We start from the raw sequence: 17,071 nt of genomic DNA on the forward strand, positions 1-17,071 counted from the left end.
TCATGCAGACCGTCAGTGCCGATAGCCTTGATCTCAAGGGCCTGATCCGGCCAGGCGATACCATCATGTGGGGCCAGGCCTGCGGCGAGCCAACCACGCTGGTGGAAATCCTGCTCAAGCAGCGCGCCAGCCTTGGCGGCGTGCAGGCTTTCATGGGCTCGGGCTTTTCCAACACGCTGAAGCCGGAACATGCCGACCACATCCGCTTTGCCGCCATGGGCGCCGCCGGCACCCATCGCCGGCTGACCAAGGCGGGCGTGCTGGATATCCTGCCCTGCCATGTCTCGAAGATGGAGGGCTATGTCGCTGATGGCCTGCTGCCCTGCGATGTGGTGTTCATCCAGGTGTCGCCGCCCGATGAGAACGGGCATTACAGCCTTGGCCTGATCAGCGACTATATCCGCGCCGCCGTGCGCCGCGCGCGGGTAGTCATCGCCGAGATGAATGCCCAGGTGCCGCAGGTGCCTTGCGCCGAACCGCTGACCGCTGACGAGATTCACTACCTGATTGCCACCGACCGGCCGCTGATCGAATTGCCGGCGGCACCGGTTACCGATCTCGACCGCACCATCGCCGGCTTCGTGCAGAATTTCATCCCGGAACGTGCCACCCTGCAGGTCGGCATTGGTGCGGTGCCGGAGGCGGTGATGTCCGGTCTGCGCGACCGCCGCGACATGGGCATCCATTCCGGCATGCTGGGCGACAGCGTGGTCGACCTGGTGGAAGCCGGCGCGATTTCCAATGCCTACAAGGAAGTCGATCCCGGCCTGATCATTACCGGCGCATTGATCGGCACCAAACGGCTCTACAATTTTTGCCACCGCAACAAGCTGGTGCGCATGCATCCCTTGTCGCATACCCACAACATCGCGGTACTGTCGCGGCTGTCCAATTTCATCTCGCTCAATTCGGCCATCGAGGTCGATCTGAGCGGCCAGGTGAATGCCGAATCCGCTGGCGGCCAGTATATCGGCGCTGTCGGCGGCCAAGTGGATTATGTCCGTGCCGGTTCGGCCTCGCGTGGTGGCCACTCCATTATCGCCTTGCCCGCGACGGCGCAGAATGGCGAAGTCAGCCGCATCGTCGCCGGCCTGGGTGGTCCGGTGACCACGGCGCGCAGCGATGTGGATGTGGTGGTGACCGAGTTCGGCGCCGCCGAATTGCGCGGCAAGACCCTGAGCCAGCGCGCCAAGGCACTGATCGCTATCGCCCATCCGGCGCATCGCGAGGTGCTCGAGCGCGCTGCCCATGGTGCAAGCAAGAGTGCCGCATGACCAAGCCAGCCGCGAAGCAGCCCGGACCGCTGGATGGCATCCGTGTGGTCGATCTCACCTCGGTGCTGATGGGGCCCTACTGTACGCAGATTCTGGCCGATCTTGGCGCCGATGTGGTGAAGGTGGAAAGCCCGCTCGGCGATACCTCGCGCTATGTCGGCCCGACCAAGACCAAGGGCCGCAGCGGCATGTTCGCCAATCTCAACCGCGGCAAGCGTGGTGTTGTGCTGGACCTGCAGACGGAGGAGGGGCGCGAACTCTGCCTCAAGCTGGTCGAGCGCGCTGATATCGTGCTGCATTCCATGCGCAAGCCGGCGATCGAACGGCTGCGGCTGAATTATGAAACCGTTTCGGCGGTCAATCCTGGCGTCATTTATGCCAGCCTCTATGGCTATGGCCGCGAGGGCCGCTATTCCGGCCGTGCCGCCTATGACGATACGATCCAAGCGGTGAGCGGCATGGCGATGCTGCAGGCCGAGATCAATCCCGAGCCGCAATATGTCACTACCGTGCTTGGCGACAAGGTCAGTGCCTTGAGCGCTGCCTATGCGCTGATGGCCGCCCTGTTCCACCGCCAGCGCGGCGGCAAGGGGCAGGAAATCGAAGTGCCGATGTTCGAGATCATGGCGTCTTTCCTGCTCGCCGAGCATATCGCTGGCGCTGCCTATGTTCCGCCGCTGACCCGACCGGTCTATACCCGAACCGTCACGCCCTACCGCCGGCCCTACAAGACCGCCGACGGCTATATCTCGGTGCTGGTTTACAATGACAAGCAGTGGCAGCGCTTTGCCGCTTTGGCCGGACGGCCAGACCTGGCCAAGGACGAACGTTTCATCAGCCAGTCGCAACGCAGCGTCAATATAGCCGCCTTCTGCGAATTCGTTGCCGAGACCATAGCGCAGAAGACCTCCGCCGAATGGATGGAGCTGCTGAACGAGGCCGAGATCCCGGTAGCGCGGCTGAACGAGATGGCGGATCTCTATACCGATCCTCACCTTGCCGATGTCGGCTTTTTCCGCACCCTGCAGGATCCGTTGGATGGCGCGATGCTGTTTCCTGAGAGTCCGGTGCGTTTCTCCGATACGCCTGGCGGTTTCGAGCGTGCCGGGCCGATGCTGGGCGAGCATACAGCGGAGGTGCTGCGCGAACTCGGCATCAGCGATGCGGAATTGGAAGGATACGAACAGCGCGGCGCGATCCGGCGCTGGAGTGGAAAGGCCTGAGCATGAGTGAGATTCTTTACGAGCGCAGTGGCGCTGTTGCCATCATCACCATCAATCGGCCTGAGCAGCGCAATGCCATCAGCAAGGCCGTGCGCAGCGGCCTGCGTGAAGCCTTCGAGCGTTTCGAGGCCGAGGACGATGCCCTGGTGGCGATTCTCACCGGTACCGGGGAGAAAGCTTTCTGTGCCGGCATGGACCTCAAGGAAGCCGCCGATACCATGATCGGCGTGCCACCACGTGGTTTCATTCCGGTGCTGGGCGATAGCGTGCATGTCACCAAGCCGGTGATCGCGGCGGTGAACGGCGTGGCCTATGCCGGCGGCTGGCTGCTGGCGCAGATGTGCGATCTTTGCATCGCTTCCGAGACGGCCACATTCGCCATCACTGAAGGCAAGGTGGGGCGCGGCATGCCCTGGGCGACGCCGCTGGCCAATATGATACCGCAGCGCATCATGATGGAGCTGCTGCTTACCGGCGATCCCATCGACGCCAAGCGCGCGCATGCGATTGGCTTCGTCAACCATGTGGTGCCGCCGACCGAACTGATGCCGGCTGCCATCGCCATGGCCGAGCGGATCGCGGCTTGTGCCCCCTTGACCGTGCGGGCGGCGCGCGAGACCGTGTATCTTGCTGCCGAGATGGGGCGTTCTGCGGCGCTGCGCGCTGCCAATCACGTCTTCGACCGCGTCTATCGCAGCGAAGATGCCCAGGAAGGCCCGCGCGCCTTCAAGGAGAAACGCAAGCCGCAATGGCGGGGTCGCTGACCGCGTCGGCCAAAAAAGAATAAGCCGGGGGAGACATGACGGGATTATTGAAACGCTATGGAAAGCTGGAAACGGCTTTTCTCTACCTCACCAGCTTTGGGCTGTTTCTGATCATGATGGTGATCGTGGTCGATGTGGTGCTGCGCTACATGTTCAATGCGCCCTTAAGCTGGTCTTTCGACCTGATCTCGATGTACCTGGTGACGCTGGTCTTCTTCCCGGCTCTTGCCGATACCTTCAGCCGTGGCGGCCATATCAAGGTGGACATGTTCGATGCTTTCCGCCGCACCAAGGTCTTCGCTTTCTTCGAGATCGTCGGCTACTGCACCGCCATCGTCTTTTTCTCGCTGATCTTCTGGAAGATGGCGGAAACCGGCTGGGAAGCCTTCATCGAGAAGGAAGTGGTGGATGGTGCGATCCCGTGGCCGACCTGGCCGCCGCAGGCCTTCGGCGCGGTCGGCGTCGGATTGCTGCTGATCAGCATGGCGGTCGGCATCGTGCTGCGGGCCCAGGCTCTGATGGAGGGGCGTGTATTTGAGGCACAAGGTGAGCATCACCACGCCGGGGAGCATGTAGAATGATTGTCGCGGCTGGTCTCATCGCGCTTTTCGCGCTGCTGATTTTTGGCATGCCGGTTGCCTTCTCGCTCGGCATTGCCGGCATGATCGGGCTCTACCTCAAGGGCGGTCTGGACATGGTGCTGGGTATCCTGCGCACCACGCCGATCTCCACCACCTCGTCCTATGAACTCATCACCGTACCGATGTTCATGCTGATGGCAGAGTTCATCATCGTCAGCCGCATCGCCGAGGAATTGTTCGACAGCGCCAAGGTCTGGCTTGGTCGCACGCCAGCGGGCCTGGCCATTTCAACGGCCCTGGCCGGTGCCGGTTTCGGCGCCATCTCCGGTTCATCCACGGCTTCAGCGGCGACGTTGTCGGGCACCAGCATCCCGGCGATGATCCGGCATAAATACGATCCGCGACTGGCTTCTGGCGTGGTGGCGATTTCCGGCACGCTTGCCATGCTGATTCCGCCATCCATCGCCATCGTGCTCTATGGTCTGATCGCCCAGGTGAGCATTTCCAAGCTGCTGATTGCCGGCATCATCCCCGGCATCCTGGTGACCGCCGTAATCATCCTCACGGTGCTGGTGCTGGTGGCGATCAATCCCTCCCATGCGCCGGCGGGCTCGAGCTACTCTATGCGCGAGAAGTTGGCGTCGCTCCGCGTGGTTGGCCCGATGCTGGCCCTCATCATGCTGGTGACGGGCTGCATCTATCTCGGTATTGCCACACCCACAGAAGCCGCCAGCCTTGGTGCCTTCGGCGCCATGGTGATTGCCGCGATCCGTGGCCGCCTTAACTTCAAGACCTGCCTGCAGGCCCTGTTCAATGCCTCGCGCACCACTTGCATGATCATTCTGATCGTGATCTGCGCGCAGGTGTTCGGCTACTACTTCACCCTTACCGGCTTCACCCAGGATCTGGTTTCCTATGTCGGCGGCCTGGATGTATCGCGCTGGGTGATTTTCTGCCTGATCATCCTGCTTTATCTGGCGCTCGGCTGCATCATGGACCAGATTGCGATTCTGTTCCTCACCGTGCCGGTGGTGCTGCCGGTGATGACCGCTCTGGGCTTCGATCCGATCTGGTTCGGCATCATCATCATCGTCACAGCCGAGGTCGGTCTGGTCACGCCGCCGGTGGGCCTGAATGTTTTCGTGGTTTCGGCCTATTCCAAGATACCGGTTAAGGATATCTTCATCGGCGTGGCGCCGCATGTGGCAGCGCATCTGCTGGTGATCTTCCTGTTGGCGGCATTCCCGGGCCTGGTCCTCTGGCTGCCATCAACCATCTCGCAATAGGCATATGGGTAGAGGCGACGAGGCAGCGGAAACCGGGCGAGGCAATAGTCGCATCGCCTGGTATGCGCTGAGCGTCGCCTTTTTCTTTGTGCTGGTATCGCGCGGCGTGATCGATACCTGGATGGTGTTCCTGCTGCCGATTGAGCAGGAGTTCAATGTCAACCGCCAGCTCACGGCCGGCGTGTTCTCCACCTATATGCTGGCCACTGGGCTGAGTGCACCGCTGGCCGGATTGATGTTGCGCCGCTTCGGCTATCGCCTTTGCTACTGCTTGGGCCTCGCACTCATCGCCCTGGCCAATTTCATTGCTTCGCGTGCCCATGGCATGCTGGAGTTGTATCTTTGCATCGGGATCCTGTCTTCCATCGGCATTTCAGCCATTGGCGTGGTGCCGGCATCGGCGCTGATCGGCCGCTGGTTCAGGCATCGCATGTCGGTGGCGATGGGCGCGGTATATGCTGGGCTTGGCACCGGGTCGCTGCTGCTGGTGCCCCTGGCTCAGTGGCTGATCGAACTGCAAGGCTGGCGCGCCACGTATATCCTGATGGCCAGCAGCGTTGCCGTGTTGGCGCTGATTGCGCTGATACTGCCCTGGCGTACCCTGGAAGGCGGCAATGCCGAGCCGATAGTTGCCGCTGGCAGCGGCGGTACAGCCAGCCCGCCTGAAGGCATCACCCTGCGCCAAGCCATCCGGTGCCGGGAATTCATCGGCCTGTTCATCTCTTTCGGCTGCACCGGGCTTGGCATGTATATCGTGGTGGTGCAGGCGGTACCGTTCCTGATCGATGGCGGTGTCTCGCCGCTCAAGGCTGCGACGGCGTATGGCCTGTGCGGCATGCTGTCGGTGGGCGGCGTCATCATCACCGGCTGGCTGTCGGATCGCTTCGGCCTGCGACCGGTGGCCTTGGCGAGCTTCGCCTGCACATTTGGCGGCATACTCTGCCTCCTCGGCCTGAGCTTCGGTGTTTCGGAAATACTGCTGGCCAGCTATGTCGCCTGTTTCGGTATTGCGCAGGGTGCGCGCGGGCCGATTGTCGCCACGCTCTCGAATCGGCTGTTTCCCGGCCCGTCTGCCGCCGCGATCTATGGCGTCATCTATGCGTCCAGCAATATCGGCGCTGGCGGCGGCGCCTGGCTTTCCGGCTTGCTGCATGACATGACTGGCAGCTATCGGCCGGCATTGCTGCTGGCGGCAGTGATCATCTTTAGCGCGGCGATGCCCTTCGCTTTTGTGCGTGCCTTCCGGGCGCCACAGCCAGTGCAGCCGCTAACATGAAGAGGGGTGAGCAGTATGTCTGGCGAGATTGTGGTGCCGCGGCTGGCGGCGTCTCTGATCATCCTGCGTGATGGTGCCCAAGGGATTGAGGCCTTGCTGGTTGAGCGGACCGGCAAGGCCAGCTTCGCCGCAGGCAAGTTCGTGTTTCCCGGCGGCACTGTGGACCAGGAAAGCGATGCGGCATTGGCGCCGGATATCGAGGATGGTGCCTTGCGAGCCGCTGCGATACGCGAAACCTATGAGGAAAGCGGCCTGTTGATTGTCGAGCCGGAGCCGCGCGACGTTGCGCCAGGCCAGGATTTTGCTGCTCTTTGCCGCGCCAGTGGTTTCGCGCCGGCCACGCACCGCCTGGTACGTTTTGCCCATTGGATCACCCCGATCACCCAGCCGAAACGCTTCGATACTCATTTCTACCTGGCAGCGGCGCCGAATGCGCAGGTTGCTCAGGCGGATCAGCGCGAAGTGATGTCGGCGGTGTGGCGTCAGCCCCGCGCCGTGGTCGCTGCCGCCGAGGCGGAAGAACTCGATCTGATGTTCGCCACCTATATGAATTTGCGCTGGCTGTCGCGTTTCGATGCCGTGGCCGAGGCCCTGGCGGCGGCGGCGCAGCGCCGCATTGTCACTGTGGTGCCCAGGCCCGAGGCCGGACCGGATGGCCGCATCTTCCATATTCCGGCGGATGCCGATTATGCCGAGGCTGCGGTGCCTGAGAAGCGTTTCCGCCGCGCACCGCCGTAAAATAGGGCAGTCTCCCGTTGCGCGATCCGGTAGCCCGTGCCATGCAGATACTGGGCCTCTGAGCCATAAAACGGAGGGTGGGGATGGGAAAGCTCACGGCGACCGGGATTCTGCCGCGCGATGAAAACGCCTTGCTGGTTGGCCGTGTCTGGTCGGCACGGGCGAAGGGGCCATGCCTGGTGCTGGTGGAGCGCAGTGGCCTTGGCCTGCGGGATATTACGCCGCTGGGGCCAACTATGGCGCAGTTGCTCGAGCGAGACGACTTGCCGGCGCGCCTGCGGGAGCCGGCGCGTTTCGAGGCACTAGGGCCAATCGATGATTTCCTGCGCCAGGCCCCGGAAGCTGGTGGCAATACGCTGTTGGCGCCCTGCGATCTGCAGGCGGTGAAGGCGGCTGGTGTCACCTTCGTCGACAGCATGCTGGAGCGGGTGATTGAGGAAAAGGCTGGCGGCGATGCTTCGCGGGCGCAGGAGGTGCGGGCGCGGCTGGCGCCGGTGCTGGGCAGCAACCTGCGCGGCCTGCAACCGGGCTCGGAGAAGGCACGGCAGGTCAAGTCCGTGCTGCAGGATATGGGGATGTGGTCGCAGTATCTGGAGGTCGGCATCGGCCCGGATGCGGAGATTTTCACCAAGACGCAGCCGATGGCCTCTGTCGGCGTTGGCGCCGAAATCGGTATTCATCCGAATTCCCACTGGAACAACCCTGAGCCGGAGCTGGTGCTTGCCGTACGCTCGGATGGCCGTATCGTCGGTGCCACGCTTGGCAATGATGTGAATCTGCGCGATGTCGAGGGGCGCTCGGCATTGCTACTTGGCAAGGCCAAGGACAACAACGCTTCCTGTTCGATCGGGCCGTTCATCCGGCTGCTGGACGAGCATTTCACCATCGACAGTCTGACCGAACTGGAAATCAGCCTGGAAGTGAAGGGCCAGGATGGCTTTGTGCTGCAGGGCAGCAGCTCGATGGGCATGATCAGCCGCAAGCCGGAAGAACTGGCACGTCAGGCGCTGAACCGTAATCACCAGTATCCCGATGGCATGATGCTGTTCCTCGGCACCATGTTTGCCCCGGTGAAGGATCGTTTCGAACCCGGCCAGGGCTTCACCCATGCGGTGGGAGACATGGTGACGATTGCGACACCGGCACTGGGCGCATTGATCAACCGCGTCAATCACACCGACCAGATCGCGCCCTGGACTTTCGGCAGTACGGCTTTGCTGCGCAATCTGGCAGAGCGCGGACTGCTCGGTGGCAACGGCTGAAGCAGCAGTCTGTTCTAGTTCGCGGGTTTCGCCGTGCCAGAGAGTTCGTGATACTGGCGGGCGTAGAACATGCGATGCGCGGTCTGGGTTTGCGCGATGGCCTGGCGGCGGATCAGCTCTGGCAGTTGGGCATCTTTGAGCGGTTCAAGCTGGTAGGGGCCGGTGCGCATGCTGTAGGGGCGGACATCGCCCTGCGGCGTCAGGATCGCGGCATTGCTGCCATTGCCGAAGGCGACATCGAAATTATGCGCCATGGCGATGCGGCCGCTGCCATCCCTCGGCGCACGGCGCAGGTCTACGCCGAAGAAGGGGCTGTCATAGCTCAAGCCGAGCAAGCCGAGGATTGTCGGTCCGACATCCATGCTGGAGCCCAGCGCCGGATTGCGTTCGGCCTTGATGTATTTCGGCGCCAGGAAGATCAGCGGCACACGGAAGGCCTGTACCGGGATCTGCGCCGCGCCCCAGACTTTCGGCCCATGATCGCCGATCATCACGAACAGGGTATCGTCGAACCACGGCTTCTTTCTGGCGGCATCGATGAACTGCCCCAGGGCCCAGTCGGCATAGGCCGCGGCATGATCGCGGTCGCTCGGGCCGGGTTTGAACGGCACGCGGCCCTCGGGATAGAGGAAGGGGCGATGATTTGTCACGGTCAGGCAGGCAAAGAAGAATGGCCCCGGTTCAGCCGCCAACTGGTCGATCCGGGTCAGCGCCTCCTTGAACAAGTATTCATCGGCCACACCCCAGATGGTCTTGAAACCCTGGTCGGCGATATCGCTCTGGCCGAGCACAGGCGAGAAGCCGATGCTGCGCCAGAAATAGCCCATGTTGTCGAAGCTGGTGGGGCCGCCATAGAGGAAGCTGCTGCGGTAGCCGAACTGCTTCAGCAGGAAGGGCAATGAATTCATGCCTTCCGATCCGGCGCGGCGGGCCGTCGAGATGCCGGGAATCGGTGGGAAGGACGTGAAGATCGCTTCCAATGCGCGCACGGTGCGGTCGCCGGTGGCATAGATATTGGTGAACAGCAGGCCGTCCTCGGCGATGCGGTGCCAGTTCGGCGACATGGTGCGCCAGTAATCGCGCTGCTTCTCCTGGAATACATCCTCGAAATAGACCGAGCCGTAGGATTCTTCCAGAATCAGCACCACATTCAGTTTCTTCCCCGGCGCCGGGCCATTGTCGACATGACGGCGGATGCTGCGTTCACCCGGTGCGGCGAGGTTGGTGGTGTTGTCCTGTGCCACCATGGCACGCAGCAGCGGCAGCGCTTCGGCCTCATCGATGCCGGCATAAATGCCGTCGTATTTGCTATCGTTGGTAACGAAGGCGCGCAGGATGCTGTGCATGCCGTTCACAGCCAGTTCATTGATGGTGCGGCTTGTTGAGGGCTCACGCGGCCCGGCATAGATGATCAGGGCGGTGATCAAACCACTGCCGATGGTCAGCAGCAGCGCACGCTTCTGTTCGCCCAACTGCATTGTTGCAGCGAGGGCCCGGTTCAACGGCCGGAAGAGTAAAAAGCCATAGATCGCCAGCACGACAGCCCCGATAGGCGGCAGATAGAGCCGCAGGTCGAAGCTTTCGCGGATATTGCCCAGCACTTCCTTGGGGAAAATCAGGTAATAGACCGCGATACCATTGAAGCGGCTGTTGTATTCTTCCCAGAAGAACAGTTCTGCCACGGCACTGAACACCGCTAGGCCAAGCAGCAGCAGTAGCAGCAGATGCGCGGCAACCTTGCCAATACGCCAGCTCAGCGGCTTGCGCAGGAAATACAGGCCGAGCAGAAAAGGTAGACCAAGCAGTATGGCGGTGGCGGCATCGTCCACGGTGCCGAACAGCCAGGCGGCAACAAAGGGCAGAATGTCGTCCGGCGTGTCGCGTGCGATCCATATGGTGAGCACCAGGCGCACCGTGGCGGAAAGCAGCATGAAGACAATGAGGCAGCGCAGCCAGAAGGCTAGGCGGGTATAGGGTCGCGTGGCGTCGGCTGGACGATACATGCCAAGACTATTGCTCTGCCGGGCGATGCCTGAATATACCCGGGCGCCTAAAATGTTTTTAATGCTGCGTATGCGAATGAATTGTATGTATCCGGCAGATTGCTTGGTTTAAGCCGTATTGCAGCCTCCAGGGGGGTGAGGCCTTGTCATGCAGATTATTCGGACGCCAGCCGCCGCAATATCTCGGCGGTCGCCGTGTCGGCCGGGAAGAAGGATTCGATCGCCAGTTCAGCCAGCGTGATATCCACCGGGGTGCCAAACATCATTGTGGTGCTGAAAAAGCGCAGTATTCCGGCCTTGGTGGCGAATTCGAAGGGTACGGCTAGCTGTGCCGCGTCGCGCTCTGCCGGCATCCGCCGCATGGTGCCACCCGATGGCGCGGGATACGTGCTGAGTTCGCTATACAGCGCGCTCAGCGTATCGTCGGCGGATAGGTCGATCTGGCGCTTCAACCGCGCCAGCAGATGCGCCCGCCATTCGGCATAGTTGACGATACGGGTGGCAAGGCCCTGGGGGTGCAGGCTGAGGCGCAGCACATTGATCGGTGCGGTCAGCAGGCTGGGATCGGCGCCGGCCATCAGCGGCATCACCATGCGGTTCGCCGCCACCATCTGCCAATGCCGGTCGATGGCCAGGGCCGGATAGGGCTCATGTCCGGCCAGCACCTTGTCGATGGCCTCGCGGATCGGCGCCAGCGCCTGATCGGACAGCTCGCGCTCGGGAAAGACCGGGGCGTAACCGGCGGAAACCAACAGGGCGTTGCGGTCGCGCAAAGGCACCTCCAGCCGTTCGCAGAGATGCAGCAGCATGTCGCGGCTGGGCGCGGCACGGCCGGTCTCAAGGAAGCTGACATGCTTAGTGGAGATGTCGGCCTCAAGCGCGAGGTCGAGCTGGCTCAGGCGCCGGCGCTGGCGCCATTCGCGCAAACGCAGGCCTATCGGTGCGGCTTCGGTCATGGCGCAACGCTACAGCCAACGCGGCCCCGATCCAATTACCTGCAAGGTAATCGACCGCCGCCCAGGCCGGCGGCATCCTGCCCGCGTTCTTAAATCTTGAATCCCAGGAGACACATCATGAGCTTCCTTCGCCGCATCCTGTTCCTCGACGCCGCCACCTGCATCGCTACCGGCCTGCTGCTCACCCTTGGCGCCGGCCTGTTGGCTGGCTGGCTCGGCCTGCCGGAAATGCTGCTGCGCTATGCCGGCATCAGCCTGCTGCCTTTCGCGGCTTTCCTGCTCTATCTCGCGGCGAAGCCGCTTCCGCCGCGCGGCGGCGTGTGGCTGGTGATCGCGCTGAATGCGCTTTGGGTGCTCGACAGCATCCTCTTGCTCATCGCTGGCGGTGTGGCGCCGACCACGCTCGGCTATGCTTTTGTACTGGCGCAGGCGGCGGCCGTGCTGGTGCTGGCCGAACTGGAATGGCTTGGCCTGCGCCGCCAGCAGGCGCGGCTTGCCTGATCTTACTTCAGCATGAAGGCTTTCACCTCGCCGCTGGTGATCTGGTCGAAGCTGGTGGCTTCGACCAGATCCAGCGCGGGGCGCGGCCGGCCGGCCGGAAAGGCGATCAGGTTGACGTCGCTGCCCTGGATCGCCTGGGTCGAACGCTTGAAATTGCCGGCACGGAAACGCTGTGCCGCGAACCAGTAGGGCGTATAGTCATAGCCGCGCAAGGCGCTAGTGATGGCACCGAAAGTCTCGGCCTTGTTGGCTTCGCAGAAAATCATCGGCTGGTGCTGGCGGATCAGGGCGTCACCGCCCCGCAGCACCGGCACTTCCAGGCCTTCGACATCGATTTTGAGGAAATCCAGCCGTTGCAGACCGCGCAGAGCCGGCTCGGAATCCAGCGTGGTGAGCCGCACCGGCTCGCGCCAGGTGCCGGCTGCATAGGCGTTCTCGGTCGAGAAGCCCTTGTCGATGGAGAAGGAGCCGTAGTTGAACGGCTGCGAATAATCTGAAGTCTCGATTTCGATCTCGCCGGCCTCGCCGCCCACCGCGCAATGCAGCGGATGGGCATTGACGATGCCGTTGAGCGCAAGATTGGCGCAGAGCAAGGTGAAGATCGGTCGTTGCGGCTCGAAGCAATAGACCCGGCCCTTGGCGCAGAGCTTTGCCAGCGCCACCGCATGGGTGCCGATATTGGCGCCGACCTCGACAACAGTGGCTTCCGGTGTCAGCAGCAGGCGGAACAGGGCGACTTCGGCCTCGCTCCATTCGCCATACACTTTCATGTGGTCGCTGATGAAATCGCCCTGCAGCAGCAGGAATTTGCCCCAGAGGCAATCTTCCAGATAGGTCTGCATCAGGCTTCACTCCACGAGGAAGGGCAGGTTCGCTGTGGCGGCAGCACCGCGGCCATCGCGCAGCACCAAGAATAGCCGATAACGGCCCGGTTTCAGCCCCTGGATATTGATCCCGTCGAGACCGCCGCCGAGCAGCGCATGCGGAAAGCTGGGCGGTACGGTCTCCAGGTCGCCGGCAACGCGCAGGTCGGTGCTTTCCGCCAGGATGGTCCAGGTCGCCTGCAGCTTGTCGTGATCCGGATCCTCGGCCTTCAGCACCGCGCGGCCGATGGCACCGGCCGGCCAGTTGGCGGTATGGGTGAAACTGAATTCACGGATACGGGGCGCACGGTTGCCGCCAGGCGTGCGGCCATGCCACTGCGCCGCCAGGGCCTCCGCTGTTTCGGTCCATTCGCCGCCCGGCAGCAGCAGGCTGTGCCAGGTCGGCGTCACTTCCTGCTTGTTGCCCCAGAGGAAAACCAGATGTCCGCTGGTGGCCGGCGGCGAAAGCGGCGGCAGGTAGCGCCGCAGCAAGGCGGCCTTCTCGCCGCTGGTGGGTTCGATGAAAGCGCCCCAGGGAGTCTTGGCCGCCTGCCACTGGCCTATGGCGCCAAGTTCGGTGATCAGCAGCGGCCCGGTCCAGCCCTGCTGCCGCACCCGACCGGGCAGGCTCGGCAGGGAGTCGCCATAGGAGTTCACGCCCAGCACATCGATGCTTGGTGCTGCTGCCTTCAGCTTCGCCACCTTGTTGTTGCCGGCTTCGGCCAGCACCGCCAGCGTGGGGTGTTTGCGGTCAAGCTGCTTCACCAGTTTTGCGGCTTCCTCGATGCCGGGCCAGACCTGAGCGTCGTCGGCCAGCTCGGATTCCACCTCATTGCCCAGGCCCCACATCAGCAGGGCGGGGTGGTCGCGGTAGCGCTCGACAAAGCCTCTAAGCTGGTCCAACTGGCGGCGCACGAAAGCCGGGTCGCGGTAGGAAACGCCGCGGCGCGGATGTTCCAGCCAGAAGCCGAGGATCACCTTGAGGCCATGCTTCTGCGCTTCGTCCAGCACAGCGGCTTCTTCGGCGCCATAGGTGCGGATGGTGTTGGCGCCAAGCCCGGCCAGCACATCCAGCCGCACCGTGCCGGAGGCGCCGCGCAGGCCGAACGGTTTGCCATCCACCAGGATGTCGTGGCCACGCACAGCCACCTCGGCGGCATGGGCCGCCGGGGTGATGCAAAGCAGGAGGGCCAGAAAAAGGCCGCGGATCAAAATGCTGCCGCTTTGGCGATGGCCGGCTGTGCGCCACGCAGGCCGCCCAGCATGGTCGGCAGGCCGGAAGCCAGCTCGCCCTTGCGATACACTGCGCGGTGATGCTGGCGGCGCGCGGCGCGGGTGATGTCGCTGGCAGGGTCGCCGTCCACCAGCAGGAAATCGGCAGGCAGGCCGGCCTGCACCTTGCCGTGACTCGGCAGGTCAAGCAGATCGGCCGCAGCGGAGGTGCTGGCGCGCAGGGCTTCCAGCGGCTTCATGCCGGCCTCGACCATGAATTCCAGTTCCAGCGCATTGTCGCCATGCAGATTGAACGGCGTGCCGGCATCGGTGCCCATGGCGATCTTGCCACCGGCACCGTGGAAACGCTTGAAGGAGTCGAGGTGGATGACGTAGACGCGGTTGGCCTTCTCGATCACCCAGGGCGGGATGCCGCCCTTGCCGGCGTTGTTGACGATATTGCGCACGGCGGCCAGCGTCGGCACCAGATAGGTGCCGCGCTTCAGCATCTCGGCCAGGCATTCATCATTCATGAAAATGCCATGCTCGATGGAATCGACACCACCCAGCACGGCATTGAGAATGCCCTCGGAGCCCTGGGCATGGCTGGCGGTGCGCTTGCGGAAACGCCGGGCTTCGGCCAGGCCGGCGGCCATTTCCTCGCGGCTGTAATGCGCGTCCTCGGGATCGACGCCTGGCGTCATCACGCCGCCGGTGGCCATGATCTTGATCGCGTCGGCGCCGGCATGGATCTGCTCGCGCACGCCGCGGATCACATCATCGACGCCATCGGCGACACGGCCGGTGCGGTTGCCATGGCCGCCGGTCATGCACAGCATCTTGCCGACAGCGCGGATCACCGGACCGCTGAACTCGCCGCGCAGGATGGCATCACGCACGCTGATCTCGATGTAATCCTTGCCGCCGCAATCGCGCACCGCGACGATGCCGGCCTGCAGGGTCTGCTGCGCGCGTTCCAGGGTCTTGAGCGTGAGGCGCGAGGCGGAAAGCTTGTCCTGCGCCGTGCCCGGATCGGCCTCGCCGCCCATGGTGAGATGCACATGGCAGTCGATCAGGCCGGGCAGCAAGGTGCCGCCGCTGGTATCGACGGTTTCGCCAGCGAAGCCAGCGAATTCGCCTTTCGGCGCCACCTTCGTCACCTTGCCGTTTTCCACCAGCACGCCATGATCGGCAACCGGGGCATTGTGGCCATCAAACAGGGCGCCGCCGATGAACAGGGTAGCCATCGTTTATCTCCTGGATAGGAATGTGAAGTTGCCGTCAGGGTCGCGCTTTGCAAGCGTGCCGTCAACGCTCTAGTCTGGCACCACAACAAGAGTTGAGGGGGAGGGGATGATGGCCGAATGGACCTTGCCGCCCGGCGTGGCGACGCGGTACGAGGCGCATTTCGGCGATCGGGTGGTGCGCTGCTTCAGCGACCGCGTGAGCGATATCTACGACACCCTGGCCCGCGCCGTGGCGGCACGCGGTGAGGAGGAAGCCGTGATCTGCGGGCCGGAGCGCCTGACCTATGCCGAATTCGGCCGCCGCGTCGAACGGGTCGCCGGCGGCCTGGCAGTGCGTGGTATCGGGCCGGGCGACCGTGTCGCGCTTTTGCTTGGCAACCGGGTGGAGTTCCTGCTCACGGTCTATGCCGCGTTGCGGCTGGGTGCCATCGCTGTGCCGATGGGCACCCGCCTGCAGACACCGGAAATCGCCTATATCCTCGATCATGCCGGGGCAAAGGCGCTGGTGGTGGAGCCGGAACTGCTCGGCCGCCTGCCGGCCCGTGCCGAAACCCCGGAGCTGACAGATATATATGTGCCAGGTACATATCTGGAGGGCGGTGCTGCCGGTGCGTATGATTTCGCCCTGCTGGATGGCGACCCGCCGCCACGCGTTGTGGTCGCTGAGGAAGACACGGCAGTGATCCTCTATACCTCGGGCACCACTGGCCGGCCCAAGGGCGCGATGCTGACCCATTTCAACCTGGCGCATTCACTGCTGCATTTCCAATATGGCATGAACCTGACCAGCGCCGACCGCATGCTGCTGGCGGTGCCGGCAAGCCATGTAACCGGCCTGGTGGCATTGATCATGCTGGCGGTGCAGGCCCAGGGTGCGCTGATCATGATGCCGGAATTCAAGGCGCGGCCGTTCCTGGAACTGGCCGCGCGCGAGCGCATGACCAACGGCATCCTGGTGCCGGCAATGTATAATCTCTGCCTGCTGGAGCCGGATTTCGACCGCTTCGATCTTTCCGCCTGGCGCGTCGGCGGCTATGGCGGTGCGCCGATGCCGGCGGCGACTATCGCGGCCTTGGCCGAGAAGCTGCCAAATCTCGGCCTGATGAATGCCTATGGCGCGACCGAGACAACCTCGCCAACCACAATGATGCCGCCGCAATACACGCGCGAGCATGCCGATAGTGTCGGCCTGGTGCTGCCGTGCGCCGATGTGATCGTGATGGATCCGGAAGGCCGCGAAGTGGCGCCGGGGATGAGCGGTGAAATCTGGATCCGTGGCGCCATGACGGTGCCGGGCTACTGGCGCAACCCGGAAGCGACGGCGCGTGAATTCACCGCCGGCTATTGGCATTCCGGCGATGTCGGCTCGAAGGATGCGCAAGGCTTCGTGCGCGTGTTCGACCGCGTAAAGGACATGCTGAATCGCGGCGGCTACAAGGTCTATTCGGTGGAAGTGGAGAATGTGCTGGCCGGCCATGATGGCGTGCTGGAAAGCGCCATCGTTGCCAAGCCCTGCCCGGTGCTGGGCGAGCGCGTGCATGCCTTCATCAGCCGGCGGCGGCATGACGTTACGGCAGAGGAACTGCGGGCTTTTTGCGCCGCCAGACTCGCGGATTACAAGGTGCCGGAAAGCTACACGCTGCTGGATGAACCATTGCCGCGCAACGCGAATGGCAAGCTGATGAAACGCACCTTGCGCGAAAGGCTGCTGGCCAGCATGGCGTGAAGGCGCATGGTTGGCGGCGAATCGCCTTCTGAACCCCGGTAGAGCCGCATTTCAAGCGGCTTTTTCGCTATCAGGCGATGGGAAATTCCGTTGGGCGGTGCTATGGAGTGATTCGGGGATGCACCCCGATTCGATTCGGACACCCGAAAAGATCGATCC

Annotated in this window: 15 protein-coding genes; 10 read left to right on the forward strand and 5 right to left on the reverse strand. The window is 63.2% G+C overall.

Going from position 1 to position 17,071, the window contains the following annotated elements:
• Positions 1-2 precede the first annotated feature (2 nt).
• From V6B08_RS08090 to V6B08_RS08125, 8 genes are all read left to right on the forward strand, one after another.
• A complete protein-coding gene (locus V6B08_RS08090) occupies positions 3-1,274 on the forward strand; it encodes an acetyl-CoA hydrolase/transferase family protein (protein ID WP_341979472.1) in 1,272 nt (423 codons plus the stop codon).
• On the forward strand, positions 1,271-2,497 hold the full coding sequence (locus V6B08_RS08095; protein ID WP_341979474.1) for a CaiB/BaiF CoA transferase family protein: 1,227 nt from the start codon (positions 1,271-1,273) through the stop codon (positions 2,495-2,497). Before V6B08_RS08090 ends, V6B08_RS08095 begins: the two co-directional genes overlap by 4 nt.
• A gap of 2 nt (positions 2,498-2,499) precedes the next feature.
• Positions 2,500-3,261, forward strand: coding sequence for an enoyl-CoA hydratase/isomerase family protein (locus V6B08_RS08100; protein ID WP_341979476.1), 762 nt, complete (start codon positions 2,500-2,502; stop codon positions 3,259-3,261).
• A gap of 35 nt (positions 3,262-3,296) precedes the next feature.
• Positions 3,297-3,842, forward strand: coding sequence for a TRAP transporter small permease subunit (locus V6B08_RS08105; protein WP_341979479.1), 546 nt, complete (start codon positions 3,297-3,299; stop codon positions 3,840-3,842).
• Positions 3,839-5,128, forward strand: a complete 1,290-nt coding sequence (locus tag V6B08_RS08110; protein ID WP_341979482.1) for a TRAP transporter large permease — start codon at positions 3,839-3,841, stop codon at positions 5,126-5,128. The genes V6B08_RS08105 and V6B08_RS08110 overlap by 4 nt, the downstream gene beginning before the upstream one ends.
• Before the next feature lie 4 nt (positions 5,129-5,132).
• Positions 5,133-6,404, forward strand: a complete 1,272-nt coding sequence (locus V6B08_RS08115; protein ID WP_341979489.1) for an MFS transporter — start codon at positions 5,133-5,135, stop codon at positions 6,402-6,404.
• 15 nt (positions 6,405-6,419) lie between these two features.
• Positions 6,420-7,142: an NUDIX hydrolase gene (locus V6B08_RS08120; protein WP_341979491.1), complete on the forward strand. Its 723-nt coding sequence runs from the start codon at positions 6,420-6,422 to the stop codon at positions 7,140-7,142.
• 83 nt (positions 7,143-7,225) lie between these two features.
• Positions 7,226-8,404, forward strand: a complete 1,179-nt coding sequence (locus tag V6B08_RS08125; protein WP_341979493.1) for a fumarylacetoacetate hydrolase family protein — start codon at positions 7,226-7,228, stop codon at positions 8,402-8,404.
• Positions 8,405-8,418: 14 nt separating this feature from the next.
• Here V6B08_RS08125 and V6B08_RS08130 read toward each other — a convergent pair whose 3' ends face one another.
• Together V6B08_RS08130 and V6B08_RS08135 are read right to left on the reverse strand one after the other, a co-directional pair.
• Positions 8,419-10,407 (reverse strand): LTA synthase family protein, encoded by a 1,989-nt coding sequence (locus V6B08_RS08130; protein ID WP_341979495.1) that lies wholly within the window; start codon positions 10,405-10,407, stop codon positions 8,419-8,421.
• 155 nt (positions 10,408-10,562) lie between these two features.
• Positions 10,563-11,363: an MmyB family transcriptional regulator gene (locus V6B08_RS08135; protein WP_341979497.1), complete on the reverse strand. Its 801-nt coding sequence runs from the start codon at positions 11,361-11,363 to the stop codon at positions 10,563-10,565.
• 117 nt (positions 11,364-11,480) lie between these two features.
• On the opposite strand from V6B08_RS08135, the gene V6B08_RS08140 reads away from it, so the two are divergent.
• A complete protein-coding gene (locus tag V6B08_RS08140; RefSeq protein ID WP_341979499.1) occupies positions 11,481-11,864 on the forward strand; it encodes a hypothetical protein in 384 nt (127 codons plus the stop codon).
• 2 nt (positions 11,865-11,866) lie between these two features.
• Here V6B08_RS08140 and V6B08_RS08145 read toward each other — a convergent pair whose 3' ends face one another.
• Genes V6B08_RS08145 through V6B08_RS08155 form a run of 3 tightly spaced genes read right to left on the reverse strand, consistent with a single transcriptional unit; the run spans position 11,867 to position 15,186 of the window.
• A complete protein-coding gene (locus V6B08_RS08145) occupies positions 11,867-12,706 on the reverse strand; it encodes an FkbM family methyltransferase (RefSeq protein ID WP_341979500.1) in 840 nt (279 codons plus the stop codon).
• 6 nt (positions 12,707-12,712) lie between these two features.
• Complete coding sequence (locus V6B08_RS08150) at positions 12,713-13,939, reverse strand: glycoside hydrolase family 2 TIM barrel-domain containing protein (protein ID WP_341979502.1); 1,227 nt, start codon at positions 13,937-13,939, stop codon at positions 12,713-12,715.
• Positions 13,936-15,186 (reverse strand): metal-dependent hydrolase family protein, encoded by a 1,251-nt coding sequence (locus V6B08_RS08155; RefSeq protein ID WP_341979504.1) that lies wholly within the window; start codon positions 15,184-15,186, stop codon positions 13,936-13,938. Before V6B08_RS08155 ends, V6B08_RS08150 begins: the two co-directional genes overlap by 4 nt.
• 106 nt (positions 15,187-15,292) lie before the next feature.
• On the opposite strand from V6B08_RS08155, the gene V6B08_RS08160 reads away from it, so the two are divergent.
• Positions 15,293-16,912 carry a class I adenylate-forming enzyme family protein gene (locus V6B08_RS08160; RefSeq protein WP_341979507.1) on the forward strand — a complete coding sequence of 540 codons (1,620 nt, stop codon included), beginning with the start codon at positions 15,293-15,295 and terminating at the stop codon, positions 16,910-16,912.
• The last annotated feature ends 159 nt before the right edge of the window (positions 16,913-17,071 follow it).

Source organism: Ferrovibrio sp. MS7 (assembly GCF_038404985.1).
Taxonomy (GTDB): domain Bacteria; phylum Pseudomonadota; class Alphaproteobacteria; order Ferrovibrionales; family Ferrovibrionaceae; genus Ferrovibrio; species Ferrovibrio plantarum.